General features: G+C 66.8%; 8 protein-coding genes. All 8 read right to left on the bottom strand.

Features of this window, described 5'->3' with window-relative positions:
• Nucleotides 1–16 precede the first annotated feature (16 nt).
• Nucleotides 17–1,159 (bottom strand): CfaE/CblD family pilus tip adhesin, encoded by a 1,143-nt coding sequence (locus ACVOK1_RS00985; RefSeq protein ID WP_481560783.1) that lies wholly within the window; start codon nucleotides 1,157–1,159, stop codon nucleotides 17–19.
• Nucleotides 1,156–3,876, bottom strand: coding sequence for a TcfC E-set like domain-containing protein (locus tag ACVOK1_RS00990; RefSeq protein WP_481560784.1), 2,721 nt, complete (start codon nucleotides 3,874–3,876; stop codon nucleotides 1,156–1,158). Before ACVOK1_RS00990 ends, ACVOK1_RS00985 begins: the two co-directional genes overlap by 4 nt.
• 62 nt (nucleotides 3,877–3,938) lie before the next feature.
• Nucleotides 3,939–4,448: a CS1 type fimbrial major subunit gene (locus ACVOK1_RS00995; RefSeq protein ID WP_481560785.1), complete on the bottom strand. Its 510-nt coding sequence runs from the start codon at nucleotides 4,446–4,448 to the stop codon at nucleotides 3,939–3,941.
• A 522-nt stretch (nucleotides 4,449–4,970) separates the two neighbouring features.
• Entirely contained in the window at nucleotides 4,971–6,068 is a 1,098-nt protein-coding gene (locus ACVOK1_RS01000; protein WP_481560786.1) for a hypothetical protein, read from the bottom strand.
• A gap of 608 nt (nucleotides 6,069–6,676) precedes the next feature.
• Complete coding sequence (locus tag ACVOK1_RS01005; RefSeq protein ID WP_481560787.1) at nucleotides 6,677–7,954, bottom strand: citrate synthase; 1,278 nt, start codon at nucleotides 7,952–7,954, stop codon at nucleotides 6,677–6,679.
• A gap of 296 nt (nucleotides 7,955–8,250) precedes the next feature.
• Entirely contained in the window at nucleotides 8,251–8,493 is a 243-nt protein-coding gene (locus ACVOK1_RS01010; RefSeq protein WP_079223041.1) for a type B 50S ribosomal protein L31, read from the bottom strand.
• 88 nt (nucleotides 8,494–8,581) lie between these two features.
• Nucleotides 8,582–9,520, bottom strand: coding sequence for a nucleoside hydrolase (locus ACVOK1_RS01015; RefSeq protein WP_481560788.1), 939 nt, complete (start codon nucleotides 9,518–9,520; stop codon nucleotides 8,582–8,584).
• Nucleotides 9,521–9,837: 317 nt separating this feature from the next.
• Entirely contained in the window at nucleotides 9,838–11,949 is a 2,112-nt protein-coding gene (recG, locus tag ACVOK1_RS01020; RefSeq protein WP_481560789.1) for an ATP-dependent DNA helicase RecG, read from the bottom strand.
• Between the last annotated feature and the right edge of the window lie 5 nt (nucleotides 11,950–11,954).

The raw sequence follows: 11,954 nt of genomic DNA on the forward strand, positions 1-11,954 counted from the left end.
ACACTCCTGGTGGGGATCAGGGCACACCGGTGGGGACGCGCAGTTCGACCTTGAGATCGCCGCGGTAATAGCCCGCCTGTTTCTCGGCAATGGGCACGCGCGGCATCTCCAGCCGCAGCGGTGTATCCACGCAGAAAACGGGCTGGCTCATGCCGGGCAGCACCACCAGCTTCAACTTGGCGGTGTCGATGCCGGTAAGCTGTTCTTCCACCCCATTGCGCATGGTCAGCGGCGCGCCGTTGTAGTCGAGGGTGACGTTGTAATCGAGGCGTTCGCTGTCGCCGGTGCCGCCGCTGTCGCGGTGCCATGCGGAGAAGCCAGTGGGGCCGGGTGTTGGGCTGCCGGAATCGCGGACAGTGACGCCCAGGTAGGGGGCTTGCGAGCCGAGGCCGTCGTACAGGCACATATCCACGGTCGTGCCGCCACCCACGGTCTGGGTGATGGGGTCGTAGCGGAGGTTCATGCCGACGTGTGGGGAGATTTCGTCGAACTGCGGGAAGTAGATGGCTACTGCGTCGCGGTCTGTGATGGTGAAAGAGAAGTCGAAGCTATAGGTCGCTAGGATTGGGTTTATGGGAGTACGTAACGTTAGCTCTAGGCGTGCCGTCCACACTCCAGCTACCAGCTTTCTAAGCTCGTCCTGCCCAAGCAGCAGCTTCGCGCCAGTGCCCGCAGCGATCTCGGGACCGCACACATTCCCATAGGTTGACCAAGGTGCAAGCGGGACCCCGTGCCAGAAGTCCCCAAGACACGCTCTGTCTGCCATCGCTCTTTCGATACTGGCCGTAACGTTTAGATCAATGTGCGTGCCGCTTCTTCCCTCGCTAAATGTCAGCGGAATCGCCCGCTCACCCCCTGTTGAAAGCTCCCTCCCCTCCGTAGGGCAACGTCCGCTCTTAGCACTGGACTCTGATCTGCAAACGAAGTGCAAGCGTCCGTACGGCAGGCTCAAGTCTGTATGGGCATAGCCAAGCATAGTTCGACGTGGCAGCATCTCCACATCCCCCGGCAACGCCGACCTATCCCAACTCATCACGATGTCCCGATGCTCGCTCACCGGATGCGTCTCCGGCGGCCGCTGCGCAAACGCCCGCGGCGCCATAACCACCAGCGCGGTACTCAACATCACCCACATCAACCCACGAATTGCGCGCTTCATGGCGTACCTCCTGCCGCAGCGGTCTGCTGCGTGCCTGCAATCAACGCCTGTTCCTGCAGCAGCCGGGTCACACGCGCCTGCTGGCGGATGTCCGGCGGCAGCTGCGCCACCGAAAGCGGCTCGCAGTTCACTGCGCCCACCAGCATCACCACGCTGCGGCGCTCGCGCACCTGCAGCGGGCACTGCAGCAGGCGGTCGTCCTGCAGCAGGTACAGGGTGCGTTCGCGGCGCGGGAAATCGGCCACGAAACCGCCGTTGCTGCCGGTGCCGGGCACGGGGGCGTTGAGGATGCGGGCGCCGCCCAGCGGCACGCCGGCCACGTCGCGCGCGTTGCCGATGAAGGTGTAAGTCACTTCAATCGGCACCGGCATGCGCACCAGCCGACCGGGCGCGAGGAATAGCGGGCGTGCGCCGCCTACGCCAGTCACGCGGATGGCGGCGTCGCTGTTCAGTGCGCTGGCATCCTGCACTTCGGCGCGGTGCGATTGATAGGCCGACAGCGGCATCAGCCGGCGCTCGCCCAGCGCCAGGCGCTGCTTGCGCTGGCCGCCCACCTGCAGCTCGGCGGCCACGCCGGTCAGTTCCAGATCGTCGGTGCCATCCACCTGCACCGCCAGGCCGGCCTCGGCACCCAGGCCACCACCCCAGTAGAAACCACGACGACCCAGCGCCAGACCGGAGCTGTGGGTGGCGGTGTAGCTCAGTTCGTCGCCGCCGCGCTGCTGGTAGTGCGACACGCTGGCGCCGGTGTGGCCGTACTTGTTCTGGGTCTGGGCGCTGAGCGATGCGCTGTAGCGGTCATTGTTGTTGCCGCGCAGGTCTACGGTGGCCTCGCGGTACTGCGCATCCACTTCCTGGCGCAGGGTCTGGCCGGCGCTGTAGTTCACATCGGGGCGCGCGTGCTGCGGCTGGCGCACATCCAGCGCATAGCGCCGCTGCGAGCTGCCGATGTCGCGGCGCTGCAGGCGGGTGAGGCTGAGGTTGATGAAAATGCCGCGGTCGCGGCTGTCGCCCGCGCTGCGCTGCGTGGCCTGCTGCCATACGCCCACGCGTGTGGAGACGCTGAACTCCTGCCAGCGCTGCACGCGGCTGTAGCTGGCCTGCCAGGTGCGGGTGAGGTTGGGGTCGCGGCTGTAGCGCGGCTCCCACGGCAGCAGCGGGTCGAGCGCGGCCATGGGGTCATCGGGGTCGGGGGTGAGCACGGTGCCTCGGCTCCAGGTCTGGCGGCGGGTGTAGGCGACGTAGGCGTTGCCACCGCCGATGGGCAGTGACATCGAGGCGCTGAGCGAATCGGCGCAGGCCAGGCGGTCGCGGGTATCGGTTTCGAACTGGCAGGTGCGGCCACGCATGCGCTGCTGGTAGACGTTCCAGGACGCTTTGCGGCGGTAGGACAGCTGGTGCTGCTGGCCGCTGCTGCCATCGCTGCCGCGCATGCCGCTGAAGCTGGCGCGCACGTCCTGGGTGGTGAACATATGGCGCAGGTCCACGCGCAGCTCGCCGTAGCTGAAGCCGCCGAGATCGGCGACGCCTGCGGTAAGCGCCATGTCGCGGCCCATGGGCACGCGCAGGCCGGCCATGGCCGCCATCTCGCCATCGAAGCGGTCGCTGCGGCGCTCGTTGCGGCGGCCGCCCTGCATGAACCACTGCACGCTGCTGTTGGCCCAGTCGCCGCCCTTGTCGAACGGTGCTTCCTCGCTGCGCACCAGCACGCCGTCTTCGTAGATGCGCAGGGTGATGGTGTAGTTGCCGAACGGGAAGCGGCGCGTGTCCAGATCGTTGATGCCGGCCTGCAGGTAGAAGCTCTGCAGCAGGCGCTCGCCATCGAAGGCGTCCACGCGTGCATCGCGGGCCAGCAGCACCGTCAGCGGCGTGGACTGCACGGCCGCTTCGGTATCCACGTAGGCCTGGGTGGTGCCGATGCGCAGCCCGGCGAAGCGGTCCATCGGCAGCATGCTGAAACTGAAGGTGCCGCCCTGCGGGCTGGACAGGTTGCGGCGATCCATGCGCCCAGCCTGCAGGTAGTGCTGCGGGCCCAGGTCATGGCGGTAGTAGGCGTTGTCGAACTGGAAATCGTGGCGGCGCCGGCCACCGCGGTACTGCTGGCTGTTGAAGTTCCAGTCCACGGCGATGTGGCCGCGCTCGAACATTCCCAGCGCGCCCGCGCCCTGGGCGGTGATGGCCTGGTAGCCACGGCCGCCGCTGAGGTTGATGGTCTGCTGGTGCAGGAAGGCGTTTTCGGCGTTGCTGCTGATCTGGTGGAAGCGGCTGGCAGCGGGCTCGGCGGTGATCCACTGCTTGGCCACGAACAGACGCACCGCGCCCTCGCCTTCGTCGTACAGCGCGCGCACGGCGTTGGGGTCCTCTGGCGGATCGAGATAGCCGCAGCCGGCTTCGGCACCGCCAAAGCGGCAGGCCAGGTGGCTGTTGCGCGGCAGCGGCTGCGAGAGTGCTGGCAGCAGTGCGGCCTGCGCGTCGGGTGAAAGACCGAGCGCCTGCAGCACGCGCTCGGGATCTTCCAGCTGCACGTGTTCCAAGGTGACGCGCACCGGCGACAGCCCAGCGCTGCGGCCGAACAGACGGATGTCGAGTTGTTCGGTCTGGCCTTCGACCAGATCCTCGAAACCGACGGGAACGCCGCGTGCCGCGACCAGCGGCGTGGCCAGCGACAAGGCGAGCGCGACCGCCAGCCGGGTGACGGCGGGTGCGGGAGCTTTCATGGGTGGTGTGCCTGGTGCGGCCGGCCCGGTGGTCGGGCCGGCGCGGGGTTCAACGCTGGGTGTTACGGGGTGCCGGCGCTCTGGACCATGGCGATGTTGACGATGCCCACGTACTTGCCAGCATCCAGGATGGCAGTGGCATTGCCTTGTGCAATGCGCAGATCCATCGGGATGGATGCGCCGGGTAGCGCGCCATCGAACAGATTGCTGGCATCGTAGGTGCGCTGGGTCGTAGTCAGGGCTTGGCCGTTGAGGCTGACAGCCAGGGGCACCGGCGTGCCACCACCGCTTTCCAGTACCAGCGTCGGGTCGGCCCCCAAACGCACTTCAATATCTTTCTTGGGGTCGTTGCTGTAGATGCGAACGCGCTGGGTCCACGGCACCAGCAGGCCCGTGCCCGGGTTGTGCGCCATCTTGACCGAGTCGTCCAGCGGTGTGCCGTCAGCCTTCAGGAGAGCGAGCGTCGGATCCACGTCGGCCCAGACGGCGATATCGACGTCGGCGGCGTGTGCGGACAGCGAAGCGGTGACCAGCGCTGCAGCAAGCGCGGCCTTTTTCAGGAAAGTGTTCATCGGTGTTGTCTCTCTCGGACAATGAAAGGAAGAAGCTCCCCTCCCGGAGGAAGGAGGGTGGGAGGGGAGCGTCACCACACCGGAGGTAGGGAGTGGCGACGGAGAGAATGGTAGGAACCCCTACCCCCGTTGACCATTCAACGATTCCTAAATATTTGGTTGTTAAGGAATTTTAGGGATGACGGTCAAGATTTGAGAGAGATGCAACTTTTCGCTGTTTGTTTTGCAACTAACCTCATTGCTCGAGCAGAGGGCATCCACGCATGGCGTGGCTCTACTGTGGATTCAGAGAGCAAACGCGTAGCAGTAGATCCACGCCATGCGTGGATGGCACAGACGCCGCCGGGCATGGCCCGGCGCTACCCCAAAAACATCAGGCCGCCTTTCGGCGGCCTGATGGTCAGATCATTCAAGCGTGTGCTGTCAGAAGAAGATCGCGTACAGGATCAACAGCGGAATCGGCACGCCCAACAGCCAGAGCAGAATCATTTTCATGGCAGGTCTCCTTGCATGGAATGCGGGTTACAGGTCGCGGCGGCGGCCGCCCCAGGTGGCGCTGAGGCTGGCGAAGAACGCACCGATCAGCAGGGTGATGAACAGCCACAGCGCGGCATAGGCCGTGGCCTTGCGCGCATCGTCAGCCGCCTGCTGGGCCGTGTTCTTGGCCTTTTCAAGCGCGGCACGCATGCGGGTCTGCACATCGGCCACGCGGGCCTGGGCTTCGGCCTGGCTCATACCGGTCTCGCGGGCGATCAGGCTGGCAAGGTACTGGGTGTCGGCCGGGTCGAGGCCATCAACCTGCAGGCTGTTGACGATGATGCGGTTCACCTCGGCACGCACCTCACGACGGTCGCCCATCGGGCCATGGCCCGGCATGGGGCGCGGCGGCGGTGCCATACGGGCGTCACGCGGGCCGGCAGTGGCGGCCACCGGCGGCGGCGGCGGTGCTGTCGGGTCCATCGGGGCATTGCCCGGGGCGGCGCCCGGTGCAGGCGGGGCCGGCGGCGCAGCGGCGGCATCCGGGCCAGGGGTGGTTGCATTACGGAACAGCGAATCCACCCAGTAGTTGAGGTCGCCTTCCGGCGCACCCGCAGCCGCCGCACCGGCACCGGCCGCGGCAACACCTGCAGTGGACGCTGCAGCACCTGCGGTGGCGCCTGCAACCTTGGCACCGGCACCCAGCACGCCGCCGATGGCCGAGGTCAGCAGACCGGCGGTGAGCAGCGTGGCGACGGCCCACGACACGAAGCCGTGTGCGGTATCGCGGAAGTAGGTTTCATCGCCGTGGATCTGTGTCCACTTGGTGCGCAGACGGCCCGCGATGTAGCCGCCCAGGCCGGAGGCGGCCAGTGCGGTGAAGGTCAGCCAGGCGACGCTGGACCAGCCGAAGGTTTCTTTGCTGACACCTTCAAACGACCACGGCGAGACCGAGGACAGGCCGAGGCCCACGCCGAGGATCAGCAGGATGAGGGAGAGCGCGGCGGCCGCGGCAGCACCGGCGAAGATGGCGCCCCAGGACACAGCGCTTTCGCTGGGCGGCGCCACGATGGGCGCGGTGACGACAGTGGCGACGTCGGGGCCGAGCGGGCCGCGCTCGGGTGGATCAAATCGGGTACTCATGGGTGGACGCTCCGTATCGGTGCTGCGGGTGCAGCGTGCGTCCTGAGGCTGCGCGTGCGCTTGTGAAGCTGGTGAGACCCTTGAATCACGCGGTCTTGGCGCGGGTGGATACGCGCGAGACGAGCGCAAAGGCGTGCCAACCAAGGTTGGCATGTACCAAGGCAAGAGCCGCCGGGCATGGCCCGGCGCTACCTGGACACGGTGCCGACGGCGAGCATCAGTAGATCCACGCCATGCGTGGATGTTTTTTGCGCGGACGCGCATACCAGGGCAGGAGCCGCCGGGCATGGCCCGGCGCTACCGGGGCACGGTGCCGACGCCGTGCATCAGTAGATCCACGCCATGCGTGGATGGTTTTTGCGCGGACGCGCATACCAGGGCAAGAGCCGCCGGGCATGGCCCGGCGCTACCGGGGCACGGTGCCGACGCCGAGCATCAGTAGATCCACGCCATGCGTGGATGGTTTTTGCGCGGACGCGCATACCAGGGCAAGAGCCGCCGGGCATGGCCCGGCGCTACCGGCGACGGTGCCGGCGCCGAGGGCATGCACGACGCAAAAAAAACGCCCCGCAGTGCGGGGCGTTCTTCTCACGACTTACCGCAGGCGATCAGCCCTGGTAGTCGCGCACGTCGCTGCCGGTGTAGACCTGGCGCGGACGGCCGATCTTCATTTCCGGGTCGACCTGCTGTTCCAGCCAATGCGACACCCAGCCGGAGGTACGGCCCAGGGCGAACATGACGGTGAACATTTCGGTCGGGATCTGCAGCGCCTTGTAGATGATGCCGCTGTAGAAATCGACGTTCGGGTACAGCTTGCGGGCGACGAAGTACTCGTCCTGCAGCGCGGCCTGTTCCAGCTTCACGGCCACGTCCAGCAGCGGATCCTGCACGCCCAGCTGCTTGAGCACCTTGCCGGTCATCTCACCGATGACCTTGGCGCGCGGGTCGAAGTTCTTGTACACGCGGTGGCCGAAGCCCATCAGGCGGAAGCCGGAGGTCTTGTCCTTGGCCTTGACCACGGCGGACTCGACGTTGTCGGCGGTGCCGATCTCTTCCAGCATCTTCAGCACGGCTTCGTTGGCACCGCCGTGGGCCGGACCCCACAGCGCGGTGACGCCAGCGGCGACGGACGCGTACGGGTTGGCACCGGTCGAACCGACCAGGCGCACGGTCGAGGTCGAGGCGTTCTGCTCGTGGTCGGCGTGCAGGATGAACAGCAGGTCCAGTGCCTTGACCACGTCCGGGTTCAGATCGTACTGGCCATCAGCCGACTCGAAGGTCTGCTTCAGGAAGCGGCTGACGTAATCCAGCGAGGTGTCCGGCTTGTTGGCCGGCAGGCCCTTGCCGTGGCGGTAGATCAGGGCCGACAGGGTCGGCACCTTGGCGATCAGGCGCACGGCAGCCTGGCGACGCTGTTCGGCGTCGGACAGGTCCAGCGAGTCGTGGTAGATAGCCGACAGCTGCGCGATCGCGGCAGCCAGGATGGCCATCGGGTGGGCATCCTTGGCGAAGCTGCCGATCAGCGTGTTGATCGACTCATCGACGTTGGCTTCGGCGGTCAGCTCATCGGTGAAGGCCTTCAGCTGCTCGGCGCTCGGGCGCTCGCCGTTGATCAGCAGGTAGGCCACTTCGACGTAGCTCGACTTTTCCGACAGCTGTTCGATCGGGTAGCCGCGGTACAGCAGCACGCCCTTGTCGCCATCGATGTAGGTGATGGCGGACTTGCAGCTGGCCGTGGCGGTGAAGCCGGAATCGTAGGTGAAATACCCCGTTTCCTTGGTCAGCTTCGCAATGTCGACGCAGTCGTTGCCAAGGGTGGGTTTGATGACGGGCAGAACGACCGACTTGTCGCCGGCGTTGAGCGTGACCTGATCAAGATCGGACACTGTGTGCGCTCCTTCATGGGAAGGCGCCTGCCCAAGCGCATTGGTCAGGCACGTGAATGACGTCCTCGGCCTGTGCCGGGGATCAGGTCATTATCGCACAGCAGCATTTGTCGGGGGCTAGACGGAAGTCGTAGACGACGGGCAGGGGCAACCCTGCCGGCAAGCGGCCTTGATGGGCAAAGACGCCATCCCCTGAACGGTCTGTTCCGCCATTCCAAACGCCTGTTGGGTGGGCGCCGGACAAAAACAAACGGCCGCGCAAAGCGCGGCCGTCGGTTCAAAGCTGGATCGACGGATCAGCGCGCGTAGCGCTTCTGGAACTTGTCGATACGGCCCGAGGTGTCGATCACCTTGTGCTTGCCCGTGTAGAACGGGTGCGAAGCCGAGGAAATTTCGACCTTGACCAGCGGGTATTCGTTACCGTCGGTCCAGGTGGTGGTTTCCTTGGTCGCCATGGTGGAGCGGGTCAGGATCTTGAAATCGGAAGTGACGTCTTCGAAGACGACGTCGCGGTAGTTCGGATGGATATCGGCCTTCATGGGCTCACACCGTAAATGGGCTGGTGGTCAAGAGCGGCATTATAAACACCGGTTGCCGCGCGGGGCAACCGGTGTGCGCATGCCGGGATCAATCGGCGCCCAGCGCCTTGCGGACCAGGGCCTCGAAACGGGCCTGGTCGTAGGCCATCAGCAGGTCGCAGTTGTCCGGCTGGCCGGTCTGGCGGTTCCAGTCGACGATGGTGGCGCCGCGGCTGAACGTGCCGTTCAGTTCCACGTTAAGCGGACGCGATTCCACCTGCAGCTGGCCTTCCGGGTTCAGCGCCCAGGCCATGGCCACCGCATCGGCGGTGTACCAGCGGCCGCCCTTCGCGTCTTCGGACAGCGCGCGGGTCTTGCGCGAGATCAGCTCATAGAAGCGTGCGCGGTCGGAATCGGCCTGCAGCCACTGCTCCGCCTGCTCCAGCGGCAGGCCGTGGGCGACAGTGGCCTCCCAGTCGGATACCAGCAGATGCTTGAACGAGGTGAACACCACATGCGCGGCTTCGGGATCGAAGGCGATGTTGAATTCGGCGGCCGGGGTGATGTTGCCGTGGCAGGTGACGGCACCGCCCATCACCACGATGCGCTTGATGCGCTGGGGCAGGGTCGGGTCCAGCTTCAGCGCCAGCGCCAGATTGGTCAGCGGGCCAAGCATCACCAGCATCAGCTCGCCGGCGTACTGGTGCGACAGGCGCAGGATGGCCAGCGCAGCGTGTTCGGCCTCGGCCTGGCGGCTGGGCGGCGGCAGGTCCACGTCGCCGTAGCCGTCGCGGCCGTGCACGTGGGCAGCGTCCATCGAGGGGTGGATGAGCGGATCGGGGCTGCCAGCGAACACTGGCACGTCGGTGCGGCCGACGATGTCGCAGAGCTTGAGGGCGTTGCGGACGGTGTAGTCGAGGCCGACGTTGCCGGCAGCGATGGTCAGGGCGACCACATCATGCCGTTCATCGGCGAAGGCCATCAGCAGGGCCAGGGCGTCGTCCACACCGGGGTCGGTGTCGATCAACAGCGGGATCTTATGGGTCATCGTTGCCGTCTTCAGATCGGCAACGAAGTGTGGACCGGGTTGATGACCGTTGCAAGACCACCCTGCCGCGGGGGCAGATGCGACGGGGATGGGGTCGGATCCCTTGCCCATAGGGCAAGGGCTCTGACCCCGATGCGTGAAAGCAGCCGAGCGTGGGCTCGGCTCTACAGGTGGTGCGCGAGCGGCCGCCGGGCATGGCCCGGCGCTACCGATGCTCCGGTAGAGCCACGCCATGCGTGAATGTGCATTCCGGGAATGGGGTCAGAGCCCTTTGCGCAGCAAAGGGATCCGACCCCGTCGGCAGACCCCTTCGGCGGTTACGCCGAGGCGTAGCGTACGGCGGTGCCGATCCAGCGGTTGACCACGCGGTCGGCCAGCGCCGGTTGCTGGGCCAGCAGGCGCTCGGCCAGGTCATGCACGCCGGGCAGCAGGCCGGCGTCGCGGGCCAGATCGGCAATGCGGAAACCGGCCAGGCCGGTCTGCCGGGTGCCCAACAGTTCACCGGGGCCGCGCAGCTCCAGATCCTTCTCGGCGATGACGAACCCGTCGTTGGTTTCGCGCATGGTCTGCAGGCGCTCGCGCGCCATCTGCGAAAGCGGTGCCTGGTACAGCAGCACGCAGCGCGACACGGCCGAGCCGCGCCCTACCCGCCCGCGCAGCTGGTGCAACTGGGCCAGCCCCAGGCGCTCGGCGTTCTCGATCACCATCAACGAGGCATTGGGTACGTCCACGCCCACTTCGATCACGGTGGTGGCCACCAGCAGATCGATCTCGCCGGCCTTGAACGCCACCATCGTCGCCAGCTTTTCCGCAGCCTTCAGGCGGCCATGCACCAAGCCCACGCGCACGCCGGGCAGCAGCGCCTGCAGCGATTCGTAGGTGGCCTGCGCCGGCGTGGCATCCAGCTCTTCGCTTTCCTCGATGAGCGTGCAGACCCAGTACACCTGACGCCCTTCCTGGCAGGCCAAGGCGATGCGTTCGATCAGCTCGGGACGGCGATCGTTGTTCAGCGCCACGGTCTGCACCGGGGTGCGGCCGGGTGGCAGCTCGTCGATGGCCGATACATCCAGGTCTGCGTATTCGGACATCGCCAGCGTGCGCGGAATGGGCGTGGCGGTCATCACCAGCTGGTGCGGCACGCTGTGTGCGCCCGCGCCCTTGTCACGCAGGGCCAGCCGCTGGTGCACGCCGAAGCGGTGCTGCTCGTCGACGATGGCCAGGGCCAGGTCCTGGAACACCACCGCTTCCTGCATCAGCGCATGGGTGCCGACCACGACCTGCGCTTCGCCGTTGGCGACCTGCTCGATCACCTTGGCACGTGCCTTGCCGGTGACCTTGCCGGCCAGCCAGCAGACGCGTACGCCCAGCGGCTCCAGCCAGCCGCGAAGATTGTTGAGGTGCTGTTCGGCCAGCAGTTCGGTGGGTGCGGCCAGGGCAACCTGCTTGCCCTGCTCCACCGCCAGCATGGCGGCCAGCGCAGCCACCACAGTCTTGCCGGAACCGACGTCGCCCTGCACCAGCCGCAGCATCGGGCTGGGGCGTGCGAGGTCTTCGCGGATCTGCTTGAACACGCGTGCCTGCGCGCCGGTCAGCGCGAACGGCAGCTGCTTCAGCAGGGCCTTGGCCAGCTTGCCCGGGCCCGCCAGCGGCGGCGCGTGATGCGCCTGCAACGCAATGCGCTGGCGGCGCAGGCTGAGGTGGTGGGCCAGCAGTTCTTCCATCGCCAGACGCCGCTGCGCCGGATGGGTGCCGGCGGCCAGCGCGGCCAGATCGGCATCCGGGGGCGGCTGGTGCACGGTCAGCAGCGCGCTGCGCAGCGAAGGCAGGCCCAGGCCATCGAGCCAGCCCGTGGGCAACAGTTCCAGCGTACTTTCCTCGGGCAGGCGGTCCAGGGCCTGGCCGATCAGCTTGCGCATGGTCATCGGGCCGACGCCTTCCACGGTGGGATACACCGGGTCGAGGCGGTCGCCGAGTTCGGGATCGTCGTTGCGGCCCAGCACCTGGTAGCTGGGGTGGACGATTTCCAGGCCGAGGTGGCCGGGCTTGGGCGTGCCGAAGCAGCGCAGCCGGTTGCCCACCGCGAACTGGCCGACCTGCTGCTGGCGGAAGTGGAAGAAGCGCAGCACCAGGGTGCCCCGCCCTTCGTCTTCCACCGCCACCTTCAGCATGGGCCGGTAACGCATGCCGCGTTCGACCGCGGTGACCCGCACTTCCACCTGCGCGGGCACGCCCGGGCGCAGGTCTTCGATGCGGGTCAGCCGGGTGCGGTCTTCATAGCGCAGCGGCAGGTGCAGCCACAGATCCTGCAGGGTGGCCAGGCCACGCGCCTGCAGTTTGGCGGCCACGGCCGGGCCCACGCCGGCCAGCATCGCCAGGGATGCTTCGCCGGACGGTGACAGTGCCGGGGTGACCGCCGCCTTGCGTGCCACGGGTG

The organism is Stenotrophomonas sp. STEN087 (genome assembly GCF_056759115.1).